The following is a 26,077-nucleotide window of genomic DNA, read 5'->3' on the forward strand; positions in this document are numbered from 1 at the left end:
TCGTGTTCCGCGAGTCCTGTCCGTTCGGCTCAGCGGTCCTCGGTCGTGGGGCGGATCGTCAGGTCAGCGGGGTCGAGCAGGTCGCCGCGGGCCACCCGCCAGCTCTCCTCGCCGTACGCCTCGAAGGAGAGCCGCGCCCCACCACCCCCCTGGTAGTCGTGGTAGCGCACCGTTCCGGCCGACGGCAGCCCGGTCTCACCGGTGGCGGTGTAGCGCGCCTGCCCGGTCTCGGTCCAGGTGTAACGCCGCCCGCCGAGTGCGATGGTCGGGGCGCCCGGGGTGACTGTCGCGCCCGGCTCAGCCGTCCAGAGCACCAACTCCACCTCGGGGCCGTCCTCCACGGAGAGCCGGTGGTGAGTGCCGGAGTCGTCGTCGAGCAGGTGCTGCACCCAGCTCCAGTCGCCCTCGACGAGGCGGATGGTGCCGCTCACCGCGTACTCCCGGTCGCGGATGCGGACGCGGTCGTGCAGCGCCAGGCGGAGCGGGCCGCCGCGCGGCGACGCTGTCGCCTGGCCGTCGGTACGGCCCGTCGCCCGCCGGCGGGCCCGCACGAGGATCGCGACCCCCGCGAGTACGACACCGCCTGCCACCAGGCACGTCGTCAGCGCGTCCACCCGACCACCTCCCCAGGTACGTCGGCGCAGACGGTAACAATCTTCGGCACCTGGACGGCCCGTGCTGTGGCCGACAGCTCAGCCACGCAGGACCGATCGGGCAGCACCGATCGGCGAATGGATCATGCTGCGGCGAGCCGCTGGGTGGCGTAGTTGCCGATGGTTTCGCGGTCCATCACGCAGCCGACGAAGGTGGTGAACTCGCTCGGGTCGTCCCGCAGCGACGTCCACGCCGCTCGGGCCGCCGCCGGGTCGATCCGCTCCAGCAGCGTCGCCGCGTACGCCCGGCCGGCGGGTGTGCCGTCGGCGAGCACGCGGTCGAGCTGTCGGCGTACCTCCTCGGGGTGGTCGTCGAGGGTGGCCGCAACCTGGTGGTACGCCTCGGTCACCGGCAACAACGTGCCGGCGATACCGACCCCACCAAAGGCGAGCGTGTCAGCCGTGACCAACGTGTCGGCGGCCGACTCCAGTTCGCGCTCCCACTTCTTGCCGATACCAAACATGCCCCCACCTTTTCCCCGTCCACCCGCTCCCCACCCTGTTGATCAAGAGGTTTGCGTCAGGAGAGGGCAACTTCTTGACGCAAACCTCTTGATCACCGTGTTTGGGCACGGTCAGGCGGCGGTTACCTCGAGGGTGTTGGTGTTGGGGCCGCGGTCCACCTTCACCGTGTCGCCGTCGCGGATCTGCCCGCCCAGGAGGGACTTCGCCAACTGGTCTCCGATCGCGGTCTGGACCAGGCGACGCAGCGGGCGAGCACCGTAGATTGGGTCGTAGCCGTGCTCGGCGAGCCAGTCCCGGGCGGCGTCGGTGATCTCCAGGCCCAACCTGCGGTCGGCCAACCGCCGCCTCATTCGGTTCAACTGGATGTCGACGATGGAGCGCAGATCGTCACCCCGCAACGAGGCGAAGACCACGATGTCGTCCAGCCGGTTGAGGAACTCCGGCTTGAAGTGCGACCGGACCACGGCGAGGACACCCTCCCGGCGCTGCTCCTCGGCAAGCGTCAGGTCACCGATCACCGACGACCCGAGGTTGGACGTGAGGATCAGGATCGCGTTGCGGAAGTCCACGGTGCGGCCCTGGCCGTCGGTGAGCCGACCGTCGTCGAGCACCTGGAGCAGCACGTCGAAGACGTCCGGGTGGGCCTTCTCGACCTCGTCCAGCAGCACCACCGAGTACGGCCGGCGGCGCACCGCCTCGGTGAGCTGGCCACCTTCGTCGTAGCCGACGTAGCCGGGCGGGGCACCCACCAGGCGGGCGACCGAGTGCTTCTCGCCGTACTCGCTCATGTCGATGCGGACCATCGCCCGCTCGTCGTCGAAGAGGAATTCGGCCAGGGCCTTGGCCAGCTCCGTCTTGCCGACGCCGGTGGGGCCGAGGAAGAGGAAGCTGCCGGTCGGGCGATCCGGGTCGGCGATGCCGGCACGGGCACGGCGTACCGCGTCGGAGACCGCTCCCACCGCCTCGGCCTGGCCGACCACTCGGCCGCCCAGCGACTCCTCCATCCGGAGCAGCTTGGCCGTCTCGCCTTCGAGCAGGCGGCCGGCGGGGATGCCGGTCCAGGAGGCGACGACCGCGGCGATGTCGTCCGCTCCGACCTCCTCCTTGAGCATCGCGCCGTCGGCCTGGAGCTGGGCCAGCTCCTCCTCGGCCTGGGTCAGCTCGACCTTCAGGGCGGGGATCCGGCCGTAGCGCAGCTCGGCGGCGCGTTCCAGCTCGCCGTCGCGCTCGGCCCGCTCGGCCTCGCCACCCAAGCGCTCCAACTCCTCCTTCGCGGTGGAGAGCTTGGTGATGTGGCTCTTCTCGGTCTGCCACCGCTCGGAGAGCACTGTGAGCTGCTCCCGCTTGTCGGCCAGTTCCTTACGCAGCCGTTCCAGCCGCTCGGCGGAGGCGGCGTCCGGCTCCTTGGCCAGTGCCATCTCCTCGATCTCCAGCCGGCGGACCGCGCGCTCGATCTCGTCCACCTCGACCGGCCGGGAGTCGATCTCCATCCGGAGCCGGGACGCGGACTCGTCTACCAGGTCGATCGCCTTGTCCGGCAGGAACCGGTCGGTGATGTACCGGTCGGAGAGCGAGGCGGCGGCGACCAGCGCGGCGTCGGTGATCCGTACGCCGTGGTGCACCTCGTAGCGCTCCTTGAGCCCGCGCAGGATGCCGATGGTGTCCTCGATCGTCGGCTCGCCGACAAGCACCGGCTGGAAACGGCGCTCCAGAGCCGGGTCCTTCTCGATGTGCTCGCGGTACTCGTCAAGCGTGGTGGCGCCGACCATCCGCAGCTCACCACGGGCCAGCATCGGCTTGAGCATGTTGCCGGCGTCCATCGAGCCCTCGCCCTTGCCGGCGCCGACGACTGTGTGCAGTTCGTCGAGGAAGGTGATGACCTGCCCGTTGGAGTTCTTGATCTCCTCCAGGACGGACTTCAGCCGCTCCTCGAACTGGCCCCGGTACTGCGCGCCGGCGACCATGGCACCGAGATCCAGCGAGATCAACTTCTTGTCGCGCAGAGACTCGGGCACGTCACCGGTGACGATCCGCTGGGCCAGGCCCTCGACGATCGCGGTCTTGCCCACGCCGGGCTCGCCGATCAGCACCGGGTTGTTCTTGGTACGTCGGGAGAGCACCTGGATGACACGGCGGATCTCGGAGTCCCGGCCGATGACCGGGTCGATCTTGCCGTCCCGGGCGCTGGCGGTGAGGTCGACGCCGTACTTGGTCAGGGCCTGATACGTCTGCTCCGGGTCGGCGGTGGTGACCCGGCGGTCGCCACCCCGGACGGTCGGGAAGGCCGCGACCAGGGCCTCCTCGGTGGCGCCGGCCGTCTTCAACACGCCGGACACCGCCCCACCCACCCGGGCCAGACCGGCGAGCAGGTGTTCGGTGGAGGTGTACTCGTCGCCCAACGGCCGGGCGATCTGCTCGGCGGCACCGATGGCGTTGACGAATTCCCGGGCCAGTGTCGGCTCGGCGATGCTGGAGCCCCGGGCGGCCGGCAGGGCGTCGACAGCACGCTGGGCGGCCCGGCGCAGCTCGGTCGGGTCGGCCCCGACGGCGCGCAGCAGGCCCGTGGCGGTCGAGCCGTCGGTGTCCAGGAGGGACAGCAGCAGGTGCCAGGGCTCCACGGTGGCGTGACCACGCTGGTTGGCCAGCGCGACGGCGCCCGTGATGGTCTCGCGGCTCTTGGTGGTGAGTTTTTCGGTGTTCATGGGCTCCCCCGGATCGGCGTTGTCCACTGGGTTGGACACAACCAGAGTTGAGCGTATTCCGCTCAACCTTAGCGCTGTGACGCCTGTCACTCCCGGCGACGCCACCGCCAGTCGAACTCACCCGCGGCGGGTGCCGGACCGGGCAACGGATCCGTGGCCGGCACGGCCGACAGGCCCGCCACCAGCACCGCGAGTTGCCGGCGGCGCAGCTCAGCGGTCCGCTTCGAATCGGGTACGCGCACCGCGGCGCACGCCTCCAACAGCAGGCCCAGATCCTGTACGACCACGTCCGGGCGCAGCCGACCACTGGCGCGGGCCCGATCGAACAGGGCGGCGGCCAACTCGCCGGCGCGCATCGCGTCCCGGCCCATCTCCTCGGTGGGAGTGAAGGTGCCGGCCAGGTGGACGGTGAGCGAGTGCACGTCGGCATCGACCACGCCGGCCAGGAAGGTGCTGAACGCCGTCCAGTCGTCCGGCTCGGCGAGGGCCGTGTCGGCCTCGGCGATGTACCGGCGCAACCCGTCGTGGCAGAGCCGCCGCAACAGGTCTTCCTTGCTCGCGTAGCGCCGGTAGAGGGCGCTGATGCCGACCCCCGCGCGTTCAGCGACGGCAGCGATCGGCGCCTTCGGGTCGTCCAGGAAGACCGCGCGGGCGGCTTCGAGGATGACCTCGTCGTTGCGGGCGGCCTGGGCGCGGCGGCCGCCCAGCGTCTTCTCGGGTGTCGGCATGACCTCAGAGTATCAGTGGAACGGATCGTTCCGGTCTGCTACTGTGATTGCAGAACGAAACATTCCGTTCCGAAGGAGCTCCGAGATGACCGGCACCGCGATCCGCCCGTTCCGCGTCGAGATCCCGCAGACCGCACTCGACGACCTGGCCGCCCGCCTGGACCGCACGATCTGGCCCGCCGACCTGCCCGGAGCCGGCGACACCTACGGAATGAGCACCGACCGCGTCCGCACCCTCGCCGAGCGGTGGCGCAACGGCTTCGACTGGCGTGCGGTCGAGGCCCGCCTGAACGCCCACCCGCAGTTCGTCACCGAGATCGACGGCGAGCAGATCCACTTCCTGCACGTCCGGTCGTCCCGGCCGGACGCCACCGCGCTGGTGCTCACCCACGGCTGGCCCGGCTCGGTGCTGGAATACCTCGACGTGATCACGCCGCTCACCGAGCCCACCGACCCGAGCTCGCCGGCCTTCCACCTGGTCATCCCGTCGCTGCCCGGCTTCGGCTTCTCCGGCCCGACCCGCAGCGCCGGGTGGAACCACGAACGCACCGCCCGCGCCTGGGCCGAGCTGATGAACCGACTGGGGTACGACAGCTACGGCGCTGTCGGCAACGACGCCGGCTCGATGATCGCCCCGGTATTGGGCCGACTCGACCGGGAGCACGTCCTCGGCGTCCACGTCACCCAACTCTTCTCGTTCCCCTCCGGCGACCCGGCCGAGTTCGCCGGGCTGACCGACGCGGACCAGGCGGCGCTCGGGCACCTCCAGTGGTTCTACGAGAACAAGTTCTCCTTCAACCAGGTGCACAGCCAGCAGCCGCAGACCCTCGCGTTCGGCCTGGCGGACTCGCCGGTCGGGCTGCTCGCCTGGAACGCCCAACTCTTCGACGAGAGCCTGGACGCGGACTTCGTCCTGGGCAACGTGGCGGTCTACTGGTTCACCGGCACGGCCGCGTCGGCGATCCGGTTCTACTGGGAGGACGCCCACGCCGACCAGCAGCCGACCGAGCCCACCACCGCGCCGACAGCGGTGGCCATGTTCCCCGGCGACTTCCAGTCCATCCGCCGCTTCGCCGAACGGGACCACGCGAACATCGTCCGGTGGACGGCGTACGAGAGCGACGTCGAGGGCCGGGGCGACGTCGGCGGCCACTACGCGGCTCACCAGGCCACCGATGTGCTGGTCACCGACATCCGCGAGTTCTTCACCAGCCTCCGCTGACCGCGTCGCGCTTGATCGACTCAACCACGAGCGCTTGATCGACTCGACTTCCTGAAAGTTGCGGTATCCCCCTTGCTGGGACACCCCGACTTCGGCGAAGTCGAGTCGATCAACCGTCTGCCGAGGCGGTATTGTCCGATTCGTCTTGGAAGGCGGGCAGTGTAGGGCGTCTCGTGGTCGGCACGCAGGACGCAGCGATGACCATCGTCGAGCCGCCGGTCACAGAAGACCCAGTGCCGTACCCCTTGGTTGTCCTCCGTCGAGACGGTGATCCCGCCAAGGTCGATACGCGCAAGGAAAGCGAGCGACCGGCCGGCGGTCCGGCCCAGGATCTTGGCGCGCGCGAGGTCTGGAGCGGAGATCGGCAGGTGGATCACGAAGCGCCCAGTCATCGCCACTGCACCGGGTCAGGCATGGCTGGCAGTCCTCTCTCGCCAGGGATCGCTGGCACGACCGTCCACTGAAGGGAGTGCCCGGCCGTGCCAGCGCGACGCGGACGACCAGGCCGAGAGGCCGGCTGCCTACCAGAGCTTTTCGTCCCGAGTGCCCGCCCGGTCAACATACAATGCAAAGCATTGCAGGACAAGCAGTGAGCATGCTTAGTACGCACAGTGTTGGCCGAACACCCTTCCGCGTGGGAAGATCTTGGCGCCTACCAGGAGTCGCCCCATGCCCCGAATTTCGGACCGCCAACGCATCGCGCAGGACATCCGCGACAAGATCAGCTCCGGCGAGTACGCGCCGGGCGACAAGTTGCCCTCACTCCGCGAGATGACCGCGCACTATGGCGTGTCCGCCGAACCCGTCCGCTCGGCCCTGCTGATCCTCCAGGCCGAAGGGTTGATCGAGGGGCATCAGGGCAAGGGCACCTACGTGGCCGACCCAAAGTCGTAGAGATCGACACGACATCGCCGATGTTGCGGTATCCCGGCGCTGGGACACCCCGACTTCGCCGAAGTCGAGTCGATCAACCGCGGGACCGGGTCAGGTTGAGCGCTGTCACTCCAAGATCTGCGCTTTGTTCACCAAGCGGTAGCCTTGGCTGGTGCGAGTACGTGTCGAGCAGACCGCCTTACCCGGGATCGGGGTACGTCACGATCTGGTGACGGAGTCCGGACGCCGTTTGGGCGTCGTCTCCCACCGCAACGGCCGCCGTGATCTGGTCCTCTACGATCCCGACGATCCTGACGCCTGCCAGGCGGACATTCCGCTGACCGACGACGAGGCCGAGGCTCTGGCCGACATCCTCGGCGCGTCGCTGATGCTCGGCCAGCTCTCCGGCCTCCGCGAGCAGGCGGCCGGGCTGCTCACCGAGCAGATCGCCATCCCGGCCGGTTCGCGGTACGTCAACCGCCAGCTTGCCGACACCAAGGCGCGTACCCGCACCAGCGCCTCCATCGTGGCGGTGCTGCGCGAAGGCGAAGTAATCGTCTCGCCACTCCCCTCCTTCCGCTTCGCAGCCGGCGACGTGGTGGTCGTCGTCGGGACCCGACGGGGTCTCGACGGTGTGTCCGCCATCCTCGCCGACAGTGACCCGGACGGCTGAGGCGGATGCACGATTTCACCACGCTGCTCATCGAAGTCGGTGCGCTGCTGTTGCTGCTTGGCCTCCTCGGCCGGCTGAGCCAGCGCTTCGGCCTCTCGCCCATTCCCCTCTACCTGCTCGCCGGGTTGGCGTTCGGACACGGCGGGCTACTTCCGCTCGCCGCCAGCGAGGAGTTCTTCGCGGTGGGCGCCGAGATCGGCGTCATCCTGCTGCTGGTGATGCTCGGCCTGGAGTACTCGGCCAACGAACTGGTTGGCAACCTCCGCTCGGCAGCCCCGGCCGGGCTAATCGACGGCGTGTTCAACGCGCTGCCCGGCGCGGCCTTCGCCCTGCTGCTCGGCTGGGACTGGGTCGCCGCCCTGGTGCTCGGCGGCATCACCTGGGTCTCCTCCTCCGGGGTGATCGCAAAGGTCCTCGCCGACCTGGGCAGGCTCGGTAACCGGGAAACCCCGGTGATCCTCTCGGTGCTGGTCATCGAGGACCTCGCGATGGCCCTGTACCTGCCGCTCGTCACCGCCGTACTGGCCGGCACCGGCCTGCTCGGGGGCGGGATCGCGCTCACCGTCGCGGTGGGCACTGTGCTGATCGTGCTGGTGGTCGCCATCCGGTACGGCCACCTGATCTCGTCCGCCCTGTCGGCGAAGGACCCGGAGGCGCTGCTGCTCGGCGTACTCGGTCTGACGTTGCTGATCGCGGGCATCGCCGCGTCGCTCCAGGTGTCGGCGGCGGTCGGCGCGTTCCTCGTCGGCATCGCGCTCTCCGGCCCGGTGGCGCACCACGCCACCGAGTTGCTCTCGCCCCTGCGGGATCTGTTCGCCGCGGTGTTCTTCGTCTTCTTCGGCCTGACCACCGACCCGCAGGACATTCCGCCGGTGCTGCTGCCGGCGCTCGCGCTGGCCGTCATCACCATGGCGACGAAGACGGCCACCGGTTACCTCGCCGCCCGTCGGGTCGGCATCGCCGAACCCGGTCGATGGCGGACCGGTCTGGCACTCGTACCCCGGGGTGAGTTCTCGATCGTCATCGCCGGTCTCGCGGTGGCCGCCGGGAGCGTCGAGCCGCGTTTGGCGGCGTTGGCCGCGACGTACGTCCTGATCACCGTGGTGACCGGGCCGATCCTGGCCCGGCTGCCGGACTTCCCGTGGTTCAAGAGGTGGCTGCGTAGCCGCGCGGCGGCCCAACGACAGATGCCGGTGCCGATCCACGACTGACCGCGAACGTCAACGGGTGGGTCCTCCGGTCCAGCGGAACGCCGCTGCTGCGTGGGTCGCACCTTCGCGGAGGTAGAACCGGTGTGCCTCGGTCCGGGCCAGACCGGACTCCAGGAAGACGTAATCGGCGCCCTGTTCGTGCGCCCACGTCCTGGCAGCGGCCAGGAGGTTCGAGCCGACACCCCGAGACCGCCAGTCGGGGTGTACGGCGAGATCCTCGATCGAAGCCCGACGGCCGAAGCGCACCGAGAGGATGTCCACGTAGACGCTGACCACGCCGACCAACTGGTCCTCGTCCGATCGCGCCCCGAAGAGTGCGACGCCTTCGTGGTCGAGCAATTGCGCGGTCCGTTCGACGGCGCGGTCGTTGTCCCAATCCACGGGACGGCTACCGGGTGGGGCGAAAAGCCATTCCAGCCCCGTGACGAACTGAGCTTCAGCGCCTCGCTCGAACCGTCGAACGTGGATTGTCATAGGAGCATCATCGACCGCTCTGTCGATGCGGGCGACCCGCCCATGCCAACGGTTGCGGAATTGCTCCCCACGGGGACTACCGCAGCACCCGGCGGCAGGTTACCGTTTCGCCCCAGCAGCCATGGTCCGCAGGCAGCGTTGCCACCCGCGGGCCAGAGCGGAAGGTTGGCCGGTGAGCGTGCAGGAGTCGACGTTCCACGGCTTCGCGAACCCCGTCGATCCGAGCCCGGCGGAGTTGCGAGCTTGGGCGTACAAGCCCGATTCGGTGCCGTTGGCCTCGATGCCGCCCGACTGGGACCTACTGGTCTCCGGTGACCGATTGGTCCTGACGCTCTTCGAGTTAGCAATGGATCCGACCTGCCCGGCGCGTCGTTTCGCGTTGCACTGTCTCTACATCTACGCGGCCGATGGCATCCGGACGAACTTCCGCGCCCACCCCAAGCGGCGCTTCCGCAAACTCGTGGAACAGGCCGAGCGGGACGGCGACGAACTGATGAGGATCTGGGCGCACAACGGTCGCGTGCTGTTGGCCCGGCCGGACCTCTTCGTCTATCGCGACTGGTGCGAAGGCGGCCTGGTCCGCGAGAACCGCCGCCTCGGCTGACAGCGCGCTGGTCGTCAGCGGCGATGGTGGTGTCTGCGCCACTGTCGAGCACTCATCTACGTGAACGGGCCGGGACCCCCGGGCTGAGATCGCCAGCGTCCCGGCCCGCACTCACCCACGTGAACGGGCCGGGACCCCCGCACTGAGATCGCCAGCGTCCCGGCCCGCACTCACCCACGTGAACGGGCCGGGACCCCCGCGCTGAGATCGCCAGCGTCCCGGCCCGCACTCACCCACGTGAACGGGCCGGGACCCCCGCGCTGAGATCGCCAGCGTCCCGGCCCGCACTCACCCACGTGAACGGGCCGGGACCCCCCGTGGGTCCCGGCCCGTACGTCGGTTGCCGGTCAGTCCTGCTTCTGTTCCTTCTCAGGTCGACTCCGGTCGCCCGGTTCGGCGAACCTGCCGCCGACGACCCGGTCCCGGTAGGTCCCCTTGGTCACCCTGTCGAACTTCTCGCGGACGGTCTCGGCCAGGTCTTCCAACCGGTCTTCCGTCTGCTGGGCCACGTTCTTCGCCGGCTCCGCCATCGCTCCCCCTCGCCATGCCGGTAGGTCCGGATTAATCCGATTGGACCCGTATCGACAGGTTAACCGAAGCGGCCCGGGCCGCGCCGGGAAATCCGGTACGGCCCGGGCCGAGGAGGCAGATCCGGGTGAGCGGCGGGTCAGCGACCGGGCGTGCGGCGGGGCCGCCACACCACCAGCGCGGTGGACGTGCGGTTGGTCGGCACCAGGTCACTGCCGGGGAAGCGGGCCAGCGACTCCAGTTCGGCAATCCGGCGGTACGCGGCGTCGAGCTCCGCTTCCAGCCGCGCCACCCGCTGCTGAGCCTGCTCCAGCAGTCGCTCCAGCCCGATGATGCGCTTCACGCCGGCCAGGTTGATCCCGTCGTCCTGGCTGAGTCGCTGCACCTCGCGCAGCAGCACCACGTCACGGACGCTGTACCGGCGGCCCCCGCCAGCGGCCCGGCCCGGCTGCACCAGCCCGAGTCGGTCGTACTGGCGCAGGGTTTGTGGGTGCATCCCCGCCATGCGAGCCGCAACCGAGATCATCAGCACCTTGGCCTCGTAGGCAGGGTCACCCGAACCGAGGAACTCGCCCGACATCCCGCTCACCTCCGCGTCCATTCCAACGGACTAACTGACCCGACGCACCCGAGCGTCGAGATGTTCCCGGGCCGCCGGCGGGCTCTGCTCGGCGAACGCCTCCAGTGCGGCGCGCGCCCCGTCCGACAGCCGGGCCGGAACGACCACGTCCAACGTGACCAGCAGGTCACCGGCCTGGCCGTCGCGACGGACCACACCCTTGCCGCGGGCCCGCAACACGCGCCCGCTCGGCGTACCCGGCGGCACCCGCAGGGTCACCGCACCGTCGAGCGTCGGCACCCGCAGGTCCGTGCCGAGCACGGCCTCCGCGAAGGTGACCGGCACGGACAACGTCAGGTCGTCGCCGGTACGCCCGAACAGCTCGTCCGGTCGAACCTTGACGTGCACGAAGAGGTCGCCGGCCGGGCCGCCGCGCTCGCCCGGCTCGCCGCGCCCGGCCAACCGGATGCGCTGACCGTCGGCCACCCCGGCCGGGAACCGCACGTTCATGGTGCGGGTCTTGGTGACGCCCCCGGTGCCGTGGCACTCCGGGCACTTCTCCTCGACCACAGTGCCGACGCCCTGACAGTTGCGGCACGGCTCGGAGAAGCTGAACGCCCCCTGGTCCCGGGTGGTGACCCCGGCACCGTGGCAGACCGGGCAGGTACGCGGCTGGGTGCCCGGCTTCGCCCCGTTGCCGTGGCAGGTTTCGCAGACTCCCGGCGCGCGCAGCGTCAGGGGCAGCGTCACCCCGCGCACCGCGTCACCGAAGTCGAGCGCCACCTCGGTCTCCACGTCCCGGCCACGGGCCGGACCGCGCGGTGCGGCCTGACCACCGGCCTGACCACCGCTGAAGATCGAGCTGAACAGGTCCTGGAAGCCGGCGCCGCCGAACCGACGGTCGCCGCCGGCACCGCCGAACATGTCGGAGACGTCGAACGGCATGCCGCCCGGCTGACCTCCGCCCCGTGCGTTGCGGCGGAAGGCTCCCGAGCCGAACAGCGAGCGCATCTCGTCGTACTCACGTCGGCGACCCGTGTCGGACAACACGTTGTACGCCTCGGACGCGGCCTTGAACCGCTCCTCGGCCTTGGGGTCGCCCGGGTTGTGGTCCGGGTGCGACTCGCGGGCCAGCTTGCGGTACGCCTTCTTGATGTCATCGGCGGAGGCGGCCTTGTCCACGCCGAGCACGGCGTAGAAGTCCTTCTCGATCCAGTCCTTGGAACTCACCGGTCCACCTCCTCTCGCCCCTCGTGGCCCGACCGTCCCGCCCACCGTTGGGTGGTGGGCGGGACGGCCTGGTCACTGTTTCGCACTATTCCGGGTCCGCGACCGCGACCAGCGCGGGGCGCAGCAGTCGCTCACCGAGCTGGTATCCGCGCCGCATGACCTGCACGCAGGTCGGCTCGCTGACGTCGGCCGAGGTCTGGTGCGCGACCGCCTCGTGCCGGGTCGGGTCGAACGGGTCGCCCTGCTCGCCGAACGCGTTCAGGCCGAACTTGCCCAGCGCGGTGGTAAGCTGTTCCGCCACCGTGCCGAACGGCCCGACCAGGTCGCCGTGTTCCCGAGCGCGGTCCAGGTCGTCGAGGATCGGCAACAGCGCGGCCAACACCGAACCCGTGGCCTGCTCCTGCACCAGGCTGCGGTCCCGGTCGACCCGCTTGCGGTAGTTGGCGTACTCCGCCGACACCCGCTGCAGGTCCCTGGTGCGCTCGTCCAGGTCGGCCCGGAGCGCCTCCAGCTCGGCGCCGAGCGAGGTGCCCAGGCCTCCACCGTCCACCGGCTGCGCCGGGGCGTCCACCACCGCCGGACCGGACGGCTCCGGCCCGTCGGTGGAGTTGACCTCGACCTCGATCTCGTCGACCACAACCTCGGCGTCCTCGACGAGGCCCTCGGCCGGCACGCCGGTCTCCGCGTCGGCCGCGGTGCCCTCGGGCTCCGAGGTGTCGATGAGCTTGCGGTTGTTGCGGATGACGACCCCCTCCCCGTCGCCGGTGGTCGGCTCCGTGGTCGCGGAGCCACCCGGCGTCGACCCGGTGTCGTCCGGGTCGGCGGCTCGTGGCTTCTGCGTCATGCGGCTACCTCATCCCCTTCGCGGTGGAAACGTGTCGGAGGCCGACGGTCACTTCTTGCCGTCCTCGTCCACGATCTCCGCGTCGACCACGTCGTCGGCGCCGCCAGCCTGCGCGCCGGTCGCACCGGTCGCACCGGTGGCACCCGGGCCGGGCTCGCCGCCCGGCTGCTGACCCTGCTCGGCCTGCTGCGAGTAGAGCAGCGAGCCAGCCTGCTGGGAGACCTGCGCCAGCTTCTCGTGCGCGGACTTGATCTTCTCGATGTCCTGACCGCCGAGGGCGCCCCGAAGCTCGCCGAGCGCCTCGTTGAGCTGCTCCCGGTTCTCGGTGGGCAGCTTGTCGCCGCTCTCCGCGAGGAACTTCTCGGTCTGCCACTGGAGTGCCTCGGCCACGTTGCGGGTCTCGGCGTCGTCGCGGCGGCGCTTGTCCTCCTCCGCGTGCTCCTCGGCGTCCCGGCGCATCCGCTCGATGTCGTCCTTCGGCAGCGAGGAGCCGCCGGTGATCGTCATCTTCTGTTCCTTGCCGGTGCCCAGGTCCTTGGCGTGCACGTTGACGATGCCGTTGGCGTCGATGTCGAAGGCGACCTCGATCTGCGGCACGCCGCGCGGCGCCGGCGGGAGGCCGGTCAGCTCGAAGGTGCCGAGCTTCTTGTTGTACGCCGCGATCTCCCGCTCACCCTGGAACACCTGGATCAGCACCGACGGCTGGTTGTCGTCGGCAGTGGTGAAGACCTCGGAACGCTTGGTCGGGATGGTGGTGTTGCGCTCGATCAGCTTGGTGAAGATGCCGCCCTTGGTCTCGATGCCCAGGCTCAGCGGGGTCACGTCGAGCAGCAGGACGTCCTTGACCTCGCCCTTGAGCACACCGGCCTGGAGGGCGGCACCGACGGCGACGACCTCGTCCGGGTTGACACCCTTGTTGGGGTCGCGGCCGGTGAGCTGCTTGACCAGGTCGGTCACGGCGGGCATCCGGGTCGAACCACCGACCAGGATGACGTGCTCGACGTCGGAGATCTTGATCCCGGCGTCCTTCACGGCCTGCTCGAACGGGCCCTTGCAACGGTCCAGCAAGTCCTGCGTCATCCGCTGGAACTCGGCGCGGCTCAGCGTCACGTCGAGGTGCAGCGGGCCGGCCGCGCCGGCGGTGATGTACGGCAGGTTGATGTTGGTGGTGGTGGCTGCGGACAGCTCGATCTTGGCCTTCTCGGCCGCCTCGCGGAGGCGCTGGAGGGCCATCTTGTCCTGAGACAGGTCGATGCCGTGCTCACCACGGAACGTCTTGACCAGGTGGTCGATGATCCGCTGGTCCCAGTCGTCGCCACGGAGCTGGTTGTCACCGCTCGTCGACTTGACCTCGACGACGCCCTCGGCCAGCTCCAGCAGCGACACGTCGAAGGTGCCGCCACCGAGGTCGAAAACCAGGACGGTCTGCTCCTTGGAGCCCTTGTCCAGCCCGTACGCCAGGGCGGCAGCGGTCGGTTCGTTGACGATCCGCAGCACGTTGAAGCCGGCGATCTCACCGGCCTCCTTGGTGGCCTGCCGCTGGCTGTCGTTGAAGTAGGCCGGGACGGTGATCACCGCGTCGGTGATCTGCTCACCCAGGTACGCCTCGGCGTCCCGCTTGAGCTTCATCAGGGTCCGGGCCGAGATCTCCTGCGGGGTGTACTTCTTGCCGTCGATGTCGACGGACCAGTTCGTGCCGACCTCGCGCTTGACCGACCGGATCGTCCGGTCCGGGTTGGTCACTGCCTGGCGCTTGGCGACCTCACCGACGAGCACCTCGCCGTTGCGGGCGAACGCGACGATCGACGGGGTCGTCCGCGAGCCCTCAGCGTTGGCGATGACGGTGGGCTCACCGCCCTCGAGAACGCTGACGCAGGAGTTCGTCGTGCCGAGGTCGATACCGACCGCACGTGCCATCTTCGCTTCCTCGCTTCGTAAGGTTGTGCAGGTGACGGGCGCTGCCCGCAGCTGCCTGGCGAGCACCGCCCGCAGCGGGCCCCACCACAAGTTGAGTGAACTTGACTCAATACTGCCACGCGTTGGCCAATCGTCAAGTCGGGTTGAGTCAACCCGACGCAACCCCACTCGCAATTACCGTCCGGTTGTCTTCCCTTGCATCGGTCGGGCACGCTTTAGCGGTGACGACGCACGGCGATCCCGCCACCCGTTCCGGCGCGCCTGCCGTCGCCACCCGCACCGGCCCGCCGGACGCCACGGAGGAGCCGTCCGCCACCACCGGGGACGACAGCCTCCCCAGCGCGCTGTCGGGCCTCCGGGAGGCGATCGGCGCTACCCGGTACCCTCTCGCGCTGCCCTCCGCCAGCGCCTCCCGGCACACCGCCACGGCCCTGACCGACCAACTCGACGACTACCTGCTACCCCGGCTCGCCCGACTGGACGCCCCCCTGCTCGTGGTGGTCGGCGGCTCCACCGGAGCGGGCAAGTCGACACTGGTCAACAGCCTGGTCAAGGCCCGGGTCAGCGCCGCCGGCGTGCTCCGGCCGACCACCCGGTCCCCGGTGCTGGTCTGCAACCCGTCCGACGCGGCCTGGTTCCGGCAGGGTGACCTGCTGCCCGGGCTGACCCGCACCACCGAACCGAGCGAAGACCCGCGCGCCCTGCACCTGGTCACCGCGCCGGCCCTGCCCCCCGGGCTGGCCTTCATCGACGCGCCCGACATCGACTCGGTGGTCGACGCCAACCGGGCCCTCGCCACCCAACTGCTGGCCGCCGCCGATCTCTGGCTTTTTGTCACCACCGCCGCCCGGTACGCCGACGCGGTGCCCTGGGAGCTGCTGCGCAGCGCCCGGGCGCGAGGCGCGGTGATCGCCATGGTGCTGGACCGGGTGCCCGCGGAGGCCACCGACGAGATCTCCGCGCACCTGGCCGAGATGCTCGCCGAACAGGGCCTCGGCCAGGCGCCGCTGTTCGTGCTGCCGGAGACCTGGGTCGACGGGCAGGGCCTGCTGCCCGAAGGGGTGACCGCGTCACTCGCCGACTGGTTCGCCCGGCTGGCCGCCGACGCGGACGCCCGGGCAGCGGTGGTCCGCCAGACGTTGGACGGGGCGCTGGCCGCGCTGCACCCCGCCGTCGAGGAGTTGGCCGACGCCGCCGACGAGCAGGTCGCCGCCGCCGACGCACTGGACGAACGGGTCCGGGCCGCGTACCGGGGTGCCGAGCGCACCGCCGAGCAGGGGCTCCAGGACGGTCGGCTGCTCCGGGGGGAGGTGCTCGCCCGCTGGCAGGAGTTCGTCGGCACCGGCGAGCTGTTCCGCACCCTGGAGGCACGGATCGGCCGCCTACGGGACCGGGTCGTCGCCGCTGTCACCGGGCGGCCGGCACCTGCCACCGAGCTTCGCAACGCCATCGAGTCGCAGCTGGTGACACTGCTGCGCGGGGTGGCCTCGGAGGCCGCCGAATCCGCGTACACCGGGTGGAAAGCGCACCCGGCGGGTGCCGAGCTGCTCGACCCCGCGCTGGCCCACCCGAGCGACGACCTGCCGGCACGCGCCGAACGGATGGTCCGGGACTGGCAGCGCGGGGTGTTGGAGCTGGTCCGGGTCGAGGGCGGTGACAAACGGTTCGTGGCCCGCACCGCCGCGTACGCGGTCAACGCCACCGGGCTGGCCGTGATGATCGCCGTCTTCGCGTCCACCGCGTTCATCCCCACCGGGCTGGAGGTGGCCACCGGGGCCGGCACCACCGTCGCCGCGCAGGCCGTACTCCAGGCGATCTTCGGCGACCAGGCGGTGCGTACCCTCGCCGCCAAGGCCCGCACCGACCTGCTGAGCCGGGTGCGGACGCTGCTCGACGCGGAGGCCGAGCGCTTCCTGAGTCGCACCGCGGACGCCCGCCCCGCCGCGGACGTCGGTGACGGCCTACGCCGGGCCGCAGGGCGGGTCGAACTGGCCCGACACCGCAGCGGCCTGTCCGCCGCTGGCGACAGCCGGCCGGCCGTCGACGAGGAGGGTTCCCGGTGACGAACATCACCGGCCGGCTCCGCGAGGCGTTCCGCGGAGACCAACGGGTCGACGCCGACGCGCTGATCGCCCGGCTGGACGCGGTACGCCGGTTCCTGGCCGCGGTGGACGGCCTGCTGCCGGACGCCGAACTCGTGCCCGCGCACACAGTGGTCGAGCGGGCTGGCACCCGGCTCGCGCTGTCCCGCGACCACACAGTGGTCGCTCTGGCCGGCGCGACCGGCAGCGGCAAGTCCAGTCTGTTCAACGCGTTGGCCCGGTTGGAACTGTCGCCGGTCGGGGTCCGCCGGCCGACCACCGGCGTGACCCACGCCTGCGTGTGGGGGCCGTTGGAGGGCGCCAACCGTCTGCTCGACTGGACCGGCGTGCTGCCCCGACACCGCTTCGTCCGGGAGAGCGCCCTGGACGCGGACGACGAGTCGGCGCTGCACGGGCTGATCCTGCTCGACCTGCCCGACTTCGACTCGGTGCAGCGGTCCCACCGGCTGGAGGTGGACCGGCTGCTCGGCCTGGTCGACCAGGTGGTCTGGGTGGTCGACCCGCAGAAGTACGCCGACCGGGTCATCCACGACAACTACCTGCGCGAGTTCCACCGGCACCGCGACGTCACGCTGGTCGTGCTCAACCAGGCCGATCGGCTGCCCCCGGCCGAGTTGCCCCGGGTCATGGACGACCTGCGCCGGCTGCTCGACTCGGACGGGCTGACCGGGGTGCCCCTGCTGGCCACCACCGCCATCGACCCGGCCGGGATGGTCGGACTGCGCGACGCGTTGGAGCGGACCGTCGCCGAGCGGCAGGCCGCGCTGCGGCGGCTCGCCGGTGACGTCGACACCGTCGTCGTCGGGCTGGACGAACTGGTCGGCTCGGCCCGACCCGCCGGTGGTCCGGACGACGGGGCTGTCGCCGGGTTGAACCGGGCGTTGGCCGATGCCGCTGGCGTGCCGGCGGTGAGCGAGGCGGTGGAGCGGGCGTACCGGCATCGGGCCGGCGCGACCACCGGCTGGCCGGTGGTCCGGGGCTGGCGACGGTTGCGGCCCGACCCGCTGCGTCGGCTGCACCTACCCGGCCCGGTCGGCGCGGACGCCGACCCGGCGGAGAGCCTGGTGGCGGCGACCTCGGTGCCCGACCCGACGGTCGCGCAGCGCTCTGCCCTGGGCCTCGCGATCCGCGCGGTGGCCGACCGCGCCGCCGGCGACCTGCCCGCCGCCTGGCCGACGGCGGTGACCTCCGCCGCCCGGTCCCGCCTCGACGACATGCCGGACGCGTTGGACCGGGCGATCGCCGGCACCGACCTCGGCCTGGACCGTCAGCCGGTGTGGTGGCGGGTCGTGGGCGGTGTGCAGTGGTTGGTCACCCTGGCCGCCGCGGTCGGCCTGGGCTGGCTGGTGCTCGGCTACGCGCTACGGATACTCGGCCTGCCCGCGTTGGACAACCCGATGGTCGGGCAGGTGCCACTGCCGACGCTGCTGCTGCTCGGCGGGCTGCTCGCCGGGCTGCTGGTGGCGGCGCTGACCCGACCGGTGATTCGCTGGGCCGCCCGGCGCGCGCGGGCCCGTGCCCGGCAACGGCTGACGGTCCGGGTCGCCGAGGTGGGCGAGGAGTACGTGCTCGCGCCGGTGCGAATCGTGCTCGGCTCGTACGCGCAGGCACGCGACGCGCTGCGGGACGCCGCCCGCCGCTGACGTCCGACGCGGCTCGCTACCGCTCTGCGTACGCCCTGGGCGGCGTAGGGTCGAAGCATGGCCACGCCTCAGACCCCCTACGACGCGGTGCTGCACGCCGCACGCGACGTGACCAAGCTGGAGTCCGCCCTCGACGCCGAGATGCTCGGCAGCGCGCTGCTGGGCAGTGTCTACGCCATCGCGGAGACCGACCGCGACACCGCCGTACGGGAGTTCGTCACCGGGTTTCTCGCCGCCACCGCCCGACGCCGGATCGCGTCGGCGACCACCATCCGCCAGATCTTCGCCAGGCTCGTTCCGGACGCCGAGGGCACCGAGCGGGTACGCCCGGGCAGCCAGGCGCCCAGCTGGACCGGTCAGCTCGGCCGGGTGCACCTCACCGGCTCCTGGGCGTACGGCGACGTCTACGGCGACCAGACCTCCTACCTCGCCACCTTCGCGTACGACGACGCGTCCGGCGGCTCCGAGCACGCGCTGGTGGCCCTCGTGGACCACAACATCGGGATCACCAAGGACATCTTCGTGGGCGGGCCGGCCGAACGGATCCTGGACCAGGTCCGGCAGATGTGCGCGGACGACGAGCTGACCTGGTTCCGTACCGAGAACCCAGCCCGGCTCCGAGGCGAGGTGGCCCGCCACCTCGCGGTGACCGACGAGCTGAGCGAGTTGCCCGGCGAGGGTTCGCTGGCCACCGACCGGGCGCTCGTCGGCGCCCGACTGGCGATGCTGCCCACCGCGACCGAGCCGACCGGTCCGGCGGAGGTCGAGCCGCTCTCCGCCGCCGAACGCACCGACCTGGTCCGGCGGTTCCTCGCCGCGCCGGAGGCCACCCGTTTCGGCCTGGACTCCGTCGACGGCCCGGAGTTGGCTTCGCTGCACTTCTGCCTGAGCCTGCTGCTGGACCACTCGGCAACCTTCCCGGACGCCGACCCGATGCGCTGGAGCCCGGCGGTGTCCGGGCTCTTCCTGCTGGACTGGGTGCACCGTCGGGCCGTGCTCGACATGGACGACGCGGCGATGCTGCCCCGGGTGCTGCGGGCGTGGGCGCGGTACGCGTCCCGCCAGCGCGGCCTGCCCGAGGCGGCGACGACCCGCACCGACGAGGCGATCGAGGAGATGGTGCCGGAGTTCGCGCGCCTCTACTCGACGGGTGAGCGGCGCAGCGCCGCCACCGCCGCCGTGGCCCAGCTGATGGCCGACGGAGTGGACCCGGACGACCCGGCCGCGCTGGACGCGTGGATCGAGGCGAACCGACACCGCCTCGCCGACGACGGCGCCTGACGACATCCGAGGCGGGCGGTGCGATGCCGCCCGCCTCGACCAGGCCCGGCGTTCCGCGCCCGGCCTAGCGTTCGTTCCAGGCCAGTCCGGCGGCCAGGCCCGTTCAGCGCAACGGGCCGAAGATCGCCGCGGCGATCAGTGCGCCGAGCACGCCGCCGGCGAGCACCTGCGGCACCGTGTGGTCGCCCAACCGCACCCGGGACCAGCCGACCAACGCCAGGAGCGGTGCGGCGACGACCACGCGCGTCCCGAAGGTCAGCGTCAGGATGACCAGGGTGCCGGCGGTCACCGCCGAGTGGATCGACATCTTCCACCAGTGGCTGACCGACACGGCGACCACCAGGCCGACCAGCCCGGCCAGGGCCAGCGCCAGCACCGGGCGGGGTGCGTCGAGCACGGCGAGCAGGGCGAGCCCTCCCGCGACCGAGCCGAGGCCCACCAGCAACGGTGCCCGGCGCTGCTCCCGCCGGCCGATGTGATGGTCCGTGAGCCGGCCGCGGCGTACCCCGCCGACGATGTAGGCGAACGGGATGCCGGTGACGAAGAACGTGGCGAGCAGCCCCCAGACGAGACCCTGACCGGGGCGGCTCGCGCTGTGCCAGCTCACCGTAAGGATGAGCAACGACACGAGCACTGCCGGTGCGGTCACCTCGGTGACCAGCCGGGCGACTCGTTGGCCCGGGCCGGGTCGGGTGGTGACCGGGCGGAGTTCCGCACCGCCGCCCACGCCACCCCCTCCGGTACGCGCCTACCGTCGAACGCCCCCGGCACCGGATGGGCCGCGGCTGTTCGTCACCGTACCGCCGGTGGCACCACGGGGTGTGCCGGTCGGGCCAGCGGCACCGGGCAGATCGTGGGAGCCGCGGAAGCGGTCGGCTATGACGGAACTGCCGGGCCGGGCCGGCTGGCCGGTGCGGCGGTGGTCGCGGGCGTCGCGGACGGCAGCGCGGTCGCGGACGGCGCGGGCGTCGTGGGTGGCGGCGCGGGCGTGGTGGACGGCGGCGCGGGCGTCGTGGGTGGCACGGACCGGGTGCTGGTCGGCGCTGCGGTGGCGGTCGAGGGGTCGGTCGGCGTGGAGGTCGGACCCACCGTGGGGCTCGGGTCGACCGTCGGTGTCGGCTCGAACGTGGGCGTCGGGTCCACCGTCAGGGTCGGGGTCGGATCAGGCCCGGTGGAGCCGGTCGGATCCGGGTCCGGTGGATCCGTCGGGTCCGGATCTGACGAACCGGTGGGGTCCGGGTCGGTCGGGTCCGGGTCTGGTGAACCGGTCGGGCCCGGGTCGGTCGGCGAAGCGGTCGGCGGCGGCGGAGCGACGGGCGGCGGTACGGCCGGCGAGGTGCCCCGGGTGGGTTTCGGTGCCGGCGGGCGGGTCGTCGTCCCCCGCAGGGCGGGACCCCGGTCGGCAGTGGCCGGCTCCTCAGGGGAACGGCGGGGAGCGGCGGGCAGCCAGCCGCTGGGTGGAACGACGCTGGGTGTGCCGGGCGGTGGGAGCCCTGGCTGGCTGGTCATCGGCAGCGGGATCAGAACCGGGCCGACCGACGGGGTCGGGATGAAGGGGGTGCTGTTGTCCGGCAGTGCGGTGCTGCCCGGAGTGGCCGAGCCGGCGCTGATCGCGGCGAGGATCGGCATCGACGCGGTCCCGGCCAACAGGGCGACGGTGAGCAGGTAACCCCGGGTGGGGCCGCCGCTGCCGGGGGCACGGTGCACACCGACCACCCGGCGGTAACCGCCTGCGGACCGGTGCCGGCCGAGCGCCGGTGTGCCGGGACCGTCACCTGGCTCGTGCACCGCACACCCCTTGTCGTAGCCGTCGGCCGAGATGGAGAGACGCCCCGCCAAAGCTGGCAAATAACCCGATAGGCGCGATCCTGCGGGAATCAGCCTTCCGCAGTCACCCTGCGTTAGCCAACCTCCACCGCGTGTCGACACGCGGTGCTGACCGAACGGTGACGAATCGTCGCCGGATCGCCCTGGAGACGCAGCCCGGCATGATGACGACAAACGATGGCAAAGCGTGGCCGGTCGAGATGCGAGGCAGGCGTACTGTGGGCGCGCTCACCTGCTCTGCGAATATGGAGCACGACGGCAACGCAGCCGTGACCTCCGCGCACCCTCGCGGCAGGCGCGGTTGAGCGCCGGCACTCCCGATCCGGGTTCGGCCAGAACCCGGTTCACGCCGTGCGGCAACCCCCACCGGGGCTAGGCGCGGCCGCCAGGAACCGGTCCGGCAGCAGCCGGGCAGGCGCACGAGTTGCGCGGCCGGGTGATCCCCCGGTGCCGACGCAGACACGACAGGGAGAGACCGATGGCAAAGGGCGACCCCGGGGGCACCACCCGCAGCAGGCGGCCTGCACCCCGCTCCAAGAAGGGCGCAGCCGGTAATCCGAAGCTGGTGCAGCTGCTCACCCCGGACGGTGAGCGCATCGACAGCGCCACCGGGCCGGACGGCACCGAGTACCGCGTGGACTTCACCGACGAGGAATACCGCGGGCTCTACCGCGATCTGGTGATGGTCCGCAAGCTGGACGCCGAGGCGACCGCCCTCCAGCGCCAGGGCGAGCTGGGCCTCTGGGCCAGCCTGCTCGGCCAGGAGGCCGCCCAGGTCGGCTCCGGGCGGGCGCTGCGATCGCAGGACATGGCTTTCCCGACCTACCGGGAGCACGGCGTCCTCTACTGCCGGGGCATCGACCCGATCATGCCGCTGGGCCTGTTCCGCGGTGTCGACCAGGGCGGCTGGGACCCGAACGAGTTCAAGTTCAACATGTACACGATCGTCATCGGTGCGCAGACCCTGCACGCCACCGGTTACGCCATGGGCATCACCATGGACGGCAAGATCGGCAACGACGACGGCGAGGCCGCGATCGCCTACTTCGGCGACGGGGCTACCAGCCAGGGCGACGTGAACGAGGCGTTCGTCTGGGCCAGCGTCTTCAACGCGCCGCTGGTCTTCTTCTGCCAGAACAACCAGTACGCGATCTCCGAGCCGTTGGAACGGCAGACCCGGGTCCCGCTCTACCAGCGGGCCGCCGGCTTCGGTTTCCCCGGCGTACGGGTGGACGGCAACGACGTGCTGGCCTCCTACGCGGTGACCCGCACGGCGCTGGACAACGCCCGGCACGGGCAGGGCCCGAGCCTGATCGAGGCCTACACCTACCGGATGGGCGCCCACACCACCTCCGACGACCCGACCCGCTACCGGATCGCCAGCGAGGTCGAGTCGTGGCAGGCCAAGGACCCGATCACCCGGGTCAAGGCCTTCCTGGAGAAGCAGCAGATCGCCGACGCGGCCTTCTTCGCCGAAGTCGACGAGCAGGCCCGCCGCGAGTCGGTGCACCTGCGCGAGCGGGTGCTCGACATGCCCAACCCGGAGCCGGTGACGATGTTCGACCACGTCTACCCCAACGGCTCTCCGCTGCTCGACGAGCAGCGCGCGAAGTTCAACCGCTACATGGAGTCGTTCGAGGGGAGCGCCCACTGATGGCCACGGAGACGCTCACCATCGGCAAGGCCCTCAACACCGGCCTGCGCCGCGCCCTGGAGACCGACCCCAAGGTCATCATCATGGGCGAGGACGTCGGCAAGCTCGGCGGCGTCTTCCGGATCACCGACGGGCTGCAGAAGGACTTCGGCGACCAGCGGGTGATCGACACCCCGTTGGCCGAGTCCGGCATCATCGGCACGGCGGTCGGTCTGGCCATCCGTGGCTATCGGCCGGTCTGCGAGATCCAGTTCGACGGTTTCGTCTACCCCGCGTACGACCAGATCGTGTCGCAGGTGGCGAAGATGCACTACCGCTCGGGCGGCAAGCTCAGCATCCCCATGGTGATCCGGATTCCGTTCGGCGGTGGCATCGGCGCCGTCGAGCACCACTCCGAGTCGCCGGAGGCGTACTTCGCGCACACCGCCGGCCTGAAGGTCGTGACCTGCTCCAACCCGCAGGACGCGTACGTGATGATCCAGCAGGCCATCGCCTCGGACGACCCGATCGTCTTCCTGGAGCCCAAGCGGCGCTACTGGGAGAAGGGTCAGGTCGACCTGGACGCGCCGCTGTCCGAGGCGTACCCCCTGCACTCGGCCCGGGTCGTGCGGCCCGGCACCGACGTCACGGTGCTGGCCTACGGGCCGATGGTGCGGACCTGCCTGGAGGCGGCAACCGCGGCGGCCGAGGACGGCCGGGAGATGGAGGTCATCGACCTGCGCTCGCTCTCCCCGCTGGACCTGAGCGCCGTGTACGAGTCGGTGAAGCGCACCGGCCGCGCGGTCGTCGTGCACGAGGCACCGTCGAACATCGGTCTCGGCGCCGAGTTGGCCGCCCGGATCACCGAGGAGTGCTTCTACTCCCTGGAGTCGCCGGTGCTGCGGGTGACCGGCTTCGACACCCCCTACCCGGCCGCCCGGGTGGAGGAGGAGTACCTGCCCGACCTCGACCGGGTGCTCGACGCCGTCGACCGCACCTTCGGCTGGTGAGCGACATGTCCCGGATCAAGACGTTCAACCTGCCCGACCTGGGCGAAGGGCTGACCGAGGGCGAGATCCTGACCTGGCTCGTCAAGGTCGGCGACATCATCGAGTTGAACCAGCCGATCGTCGAGGTGGAGACGGCCAAGGCGGCCGTGGAGATCCCGGCGAAGTGGGCCGGGCAGGTGCAGGCGATCCACCACCCCGAGGGCACCACTGTGGAGGTGGGTGCGCCGATCATCGCGATCGACACCGACCCGGGTGCCGGTCCGCTGGACGCCCCGTCGACCACGGCCACCCCCAGCGGCGACCTGCCCATCCCGTCGGCGGCTTCGCTGGCGGCGGTGGAGGTGGCACCGGCCGAAGGCATGGTGGAGCCCGGTCTGATCGGCGGTGCGGCCCCGGGTGGGCGGACCGCGGTGCTGGTCGGCTACGGCCCGCGTACGACCTCTGCCAAGCGCCGCCCGCGCAAGGGCGGCGTCCCGGCACAGGCCGCCGCGACGCCGGCTCCGGTCGCGCCGGCACCCGCCCCGGCTCCGGTCGCACCTGGGCATAACGGGCAGGGCGTCGCGGCGACGGGCGGTCTGGTGCTCGCCAAGCCGCCGGTGCGCAAGCTCGCCAAGGATCTGGGTGTCGACCTGACCGCCCTGACCGGTTCGGGTCCGCTGGGCTCGATCACCCGGGAGGACGTGCAGCAGGCGGCGAACGGCGCCGCGGTGGTGGCCGAGCCGATCGCGGCGACGGCGACGAGCGCCGCGAGCTTCGGCGCGGACCGCGAGCAGCGCATCCCGGTCAAGGGGGTACGCAAGCTCACCGCCGAGAACATGTCGCGCTCGGCGTTCACCGCTCCGCACGTGACGGAGTTCCTGACCGTCGACGTGACCCGGGCGATGAAGGCTCTGGAGCGGCTGCGCAGCCGACGGGAGTGGCGCGACGTACGGGTCTCGCCGTTGCTGCTGGTGGCCAAGGCGGTGCTGCTGGCGGTGAAGCGTCACCCGATGGTCAACTCGACCTGGGCGGGCGACGAGATCGTGGTCAAGGAGTACGTCAACCTCGGTATCGCGGCGGCCACCGAGCGTGGCCTGATCGTGCCGAACGTCAAGGACGCCGGCCGACTCTCGCTGCGCGAGTTGGCGGACTCGCTGACCGACCTGGTGCAGACGGCCAAGTCCGGCCGCACCTCGCCGGCGGACATGTCTGGTGGCACGTTGACCATCACGAACGTCGGGGTGTTCGGGGTGGACACCGGCACGCCGATCCTGCCGCCGGGCGAGTCCGCGATCCTGGCCTTCGGCGCGGTGCGGGAGATGCCCTGGGTGCACAAGGGCAAGGTCAAGGTGCGTCAGGTGACCACGCTGGGGCTGAGCTTCGACCACCGGATCATTGACGGTGAGCTGGGCTCGAAGTTCCTGCGCGACATCGGCGACTTCCTCGCCGATCCGGAGGCGGCGCTGCTCGCCTGGACCTGATCGTTCGTAACGCCAGCCACGGCCGGTGTGCCACGGGTTAACGCCCGGCACACCGGCCGTGTCGTTTGGGCGACGGAACCGTCGGCCGAGACGCCTGTTGACCTTTGATTGTTAGGCAAGTGTCTCAGCTCACCTAATAATCGATGGAACTTCACCTGCTTCTGGTGTTGAATAGACGCATCAGGGGCTGACAACCGAATAGCTAGGGGGACCCACCAATGAGCATGATCGAGCGAATCCGCAACCACCGCGACGCCAACCGCCGCGCCCGTGCCATCGAGCACGCGCTGCGCTCGGCGAACTCGCCGGCGGTCCGCGAGGAGATCCTCGTCATCGCCCAGCGTCACATGAGCTGACGCTCCACGACATTCCGCACCTCCTCCAGATCGATGGCCCACCCGGCCCACCGGGTGGGCCATCGGCGTTTCCCACCACCCA

The 26,077-nt window shown here is 71.0% G+C and carries 24 protein-coding genes and 1 pseudogene; 12 read left to right on the forward strand and 13 right to left on the reverse strand.

Annotated features, from left to right (window positions below):
• Positions 1-29: 29 nt before the first annotated feature.
• The 4 genes from FHU34_RS00710 to FHU34_RS00725 all read right to left on the reverse strand — a co-directional run bounded on the left by FHU34_RS00710 (position 30) and on the right by FHU34_RS00725 (position 4,548).
• A complete protein-coding gene (locus FHU34_RS00710) occupies positions 30-614 on the reverse strand; it encodes a DUF4178 domain-containing protein (RefSeq protein WP_145778212.1) in 585 nt (194 codons plus the stop codon).
• A gap of 122 nt (positions 615-736) precedes the next feature.
• Positions 737-1,117 (reverse strand): hypothetical protein, encoded by a 381-nt coding sequence (locus FHU34_RS00715; RefSeq protein WP_145778213.1) that lies wholly within the window; start codon positions 1,115-1,117, stop codon positions 737-739.
• Positions 1,118-1,228: 111 nt separating this feature from the next.
• Positions 1,229-3,820, reverse strand: coding sequence for an ATP-dependent chaperone ClpB (gene clpB / locus FHU34_RS00720; protein ID WP_145778214.1), 2,592 nt, complete (start codon positions 3,818-3,820; stop codon positions 1,229-1,231).
• Positions 3,821-3,906: 86 nt separating this feature from the next.
• Positions 3,907-4,548: a TetR/AcrR family transcriptional regulator gene (locus tag FHU34_RS00725; protein WP_145778215.1), complete on the reverse strand. Its 642-nt coding sequence runs from the start codon at positions 4,546-4,548 to the stop codon at positions 3,907-3,909.
• An 85-nt stretch (positions 4,549-4,633) separates the two neighbouring features.
• On the opposite strand from FHU34_RS00725, the gene FHU34_RS00730 reads away from it, so the two are divergent.
• Positions 4,634-5,770 (forward strand): epoxide hydrolase family protein, encoded by a 1,137-nt coding sequence (locus FHU34_RS00730; protein ID WP_145778216.1) that lies wholly within the window; start codon positions 4,634-4,636, stop codon positions 5,768-5,770.
• 152 nt (positions 5,771-5,922) lie between these two features.
• On the opposite strand, the pseudogene FHU34_RS33490 reads toward FHU34_RS00730, so the two are convergent.
• Positions 5,923-6,162: pseudogene (locus tag FHU34_RS33490) on the reverse strand (hypothetical protein); the annotation flags it as partial.
• Between the two features lie 277 nt (positions 6,163-6,439).
• Between FHU34_RS33490 and FHU34_RS00740 the strand changes: the two are divergent.
• The 3 genes from FHU34_RS00740 (at position 6,440) to FHU34_RS00750 (ending at position 8,527) form a co-directional block, all read left to right on the forward strand.
• A complete protein-coding gene (locus tag FHU34_RS00740) occupies positions 6,440-6,664 on the forward strand; it encodes a winged helix-turn-helix domain-containing protein (protein ID WP_145778217.1) in 225 nt (74 codons plus the stop codon).
• Between the two features lie 151 nt (positions 6,665-6,815).
• Positions 6,816-7,316 carry a cation:proton antiporter regulatory subunit gene (locus tag FHU34_RS00745; RefSeq protein ID WP_145778218.1) on the forward strand — a complete coding sequence of 167 codons (501 nt, stop codon included), beginning with the start codon at positions 6,816-6,818 and terminating at the stop codon, positions 7,314-7,316.
• Between the two features lie 5 nt (positions 7,317-7,321).
• The gene (locus tag FHU34_RS00750; protein ID WP_145778219.1) at positions 7,322-8,527 is read left to right on the forward strand and encodes a cation:proton antiporter; all 1,206 of its coding nucleotides are present in this window, start codon (positions 7,322-7,324) and stop codon (positions 8,525-8,527) included.
• 9 nt (positions 8,528-8,536) lie between these two features.
• On the opposite strand, the gene FHU34_RS00755 is transcribed toward FHU34_RS00750, so the two are convergent.
• Positions 8,537-8,908 (reverse strand): GNAT family N-acetyltransferase, encoded by a 372-nt coding sequence (locus FHU34_RS00755; RefSeq protein ID WP_208744894.1) that lies wholly within the window; start codon positions 8,906-8,908, stop codon positions 8,537-8,539.
• 265 nt (positions 8,909-9,173) lie between these two features.
• On the opposite strand from FHU34_RS00755, the gene FHU34_RS00760 reads away from it, so the two are divergent.
• A complete protein-coding gene (locus tag FHU34_RS00760; protein WP_145778221.1) occupies positions 9,174-9,605 on the forward strand; it encodes a hypothetical protein in 432 nt (143 codons plus the stop codon).
• Positions 9,606-9,952: 347 nt separating this feature from the next.
• On the opposite strand, the gene FHU34_RS00765 is transcribed toward FHU34_RS00760, so the two are convergent.
• The 5 genes from FHU34_RS00765 to dnaK form a co-directional block, all read right to left on the reverse strand.
• Positions 9,953-10,135: a hypothetical protein gene (locus FHU34_RS00765; RefSeq protein ID WP_145778222.1), complete on the reverse strand. Its 183-nt coding sequence runs from the start codon at positions 10,133-10,135 to the stop codon at positions 9,953-9,955.
• A gap of 137 nt (positions 10,136-10,272) precedes the next feature.
• On the reverse strand, positions 10,273-10,713 hold the full coding sequence (locus FHU34_RS00770; protein WP_088991285.1) for a heat shock protein transcriptional repressor HspR: 441 nt from the start codon (positions 10,711-10,713) through the stop codon (positions 10,273-10,275).
• 30 nt (positions 10,714-10,743) lie between these two features.
• Positions 10,744-11,922, reverse strand: a complete 1,179-nt coding sequence (gene dnaJ, locus FHU34_RS00775; protein ID WP_145778223.1) for a molecular chaperone DnaJ — start codon at positions 11,920-11,922, stop codon at positions 10,744-10,746.
• 85 nt (positions 11,923-12,007) lie between these two features.
• A complete protein-coding gene (gene grpE, locus FHU34_RS00780; protein ID WP_145778224.1) occupies positions 12,008-12,766 on the reverse strand; it encodes a nucleotide exchange factor GrpE in 759 nt (252 codons plus the stop codon).
• A gap of 48 nt (positions 12,767-12,814) precedes the next feature.
• Positions 12,815-14,683: a molecular chaperone DnaK gene (dnaK, locus tag FHU34_RS00785; RefSeq protein ID WP_145778225.1), complete on the reverse strand. Its 1,869-nt coding sequence runs from the start codon at positions 14,681-14,683 to the stop codon at positions 12,815-12,817.
• A 221-nt stretch (positions 14,684-14,904) separates the two neighbouring features.
• On the opposite strand from dnaK, the gene FHU34_RS00790 reads away from it, so the two are divergent.
• From FHU34_RS00790 to FHU34_RS00800, 3 genes are read left to right on the forward strand one after another with little or no spacing between them, the layout of a single operon-like run.
• Positions 14,905-16,746, forward strand: a complete 1,842-nt coding sequence (locus FHU34_RS00790; protein WP_145778226.1) for an ABC transporter — start codon at positions 14,905-14,907, stop codon at positions 16,744-16,746.
• Positions 16,743-18,428 carry a GTPase gene (locus FHU34_RS00795; protein WP_145778227.1) on the forward strand — a complete coding sequence of 562 codons (1,686 nt, stop codon included), beginning with the start codon at positions 16,743-16,745 and terminating at the stop codon, positions 18,426-18,428. The genes FHU34_RS00790 and FHU34_RS00795 overlap by 4 nt, the downstream gene beginning before the upstream one ends.
• A gap of 57 nt (positions 18,429-18,485) precedes the next feature.
• The gene (locus tag FHU34_RS00800; protein ID WP_145778228.1) at positions 18,486-19,709 is read left to right on the forward strand and encodes a hypothetical protein; all 1,224 of its coding nucleotides are present in this window, start codon (positions 18,486-18,488) and stop codon (positions 19,707-19,709) included.
• A 103-nt stretch (positions 19,710-19,812) separates the two neighbouring features.
• Here FHU34_RS00800 and FHU34_RS00805 read toward each other — a convergent pair whose 3' ends face one another.
• On the reverse strand, positions 19,813-20,436 hold the full coding sequence (locus tag FHU34_RS00805) for a phosphatase PAP2 family protein (RefSeq protein ID WP_145778229.1): 624 nt from the start codon (positions 20,434-20,436) through the stop codon (positions 19,813-19,815).
• 149 nt (positions 20,437-20,585) lie between these two features.
• Positions 20,586-21,497, reverse strand: a complete 912-nt coding sequence (locus tag FHU34_RS32775; RefSeq protein ID WP_167524738.1) for a hypothetical protein — start codon at positions 21,495-21,497, stop codon at positions 20,586-20,588.
• Positions 21,498-22,014: 517 nt separating this feature from the next.
• Here FHU34_RS32775 and pdhA point away from each other — a divergent pair.
• The 4 genes from pdhA (at position 22,015) to FHU34_RS32780 (ending at position 25,995) form a co-directional block, all read left to right on the forward strand.
• On the forward strand, positions 22,015-23,190 hold the full coding sequence (gene pdhA, locus FHU34_RS00815) for a pyruvate dehydrogenase (acetyl-transferring) E1 component subunit alpha (protein WP_145778230.1): 1,176 nt from the start codon (positions 22,015-22,017) through the stop codon (positions 23,188-23,190).
• Complete coding sequence (locus tag FHU34_RS00820; RefSeq protein WP_145778231.1) at positions 23,190-24,179, forward strand: alpha-ketoacid dehydrogenase subunit beta; 990 nt, start codon at positions 23,190-23,192, stop codon at positions 24,177-24,179. The genes pdhA and FHU34_RS00820 overlap by 1 nt, the downstream gene beginning before the upstream one ends.
• Positions 24,176-25,639, forward strand: coding sequence for a dihydrolipoamide acetyltransferase family protein (locus FHU34_RS00825; RefSeq protein ID WP_208744895.1), 1,464 nt, complete (start codon positions 24,176-24,178; stop codon positions 25,637-25,639). Before FHU34_RS00820 ends, FHU34_RS00825 begins: the two co-directional genes overlap by 4 nt.
• Positions 25,640-25,857: 218 nt before the next feature.
• The gene (locus FHU34_RS32780) at positions 25,858-25,995 is read left to right on the forward strand and encodes a hypothetical protein (RefSeq protein ID WP_167393602.1); all 138 of its coding nucleotides are present in this window, start codon (positions 25,858-25,860) and stop codon (positions 25,993-25,995) included.
• Positions 25,996-26,077: the final 82 nt, after the last annotated feature.

The sequence above is a fragment of the Micromonospora taraxaci genome, assembly GCF_007830095.1.
In the GTDB taxonomy this organism is placed as follows: Bacteria; Actinomycetota; Actinomycetes; order Mycobacteriales; family Micromonosporaceae; genus Micromonospora; species Micromonospora taraxaci.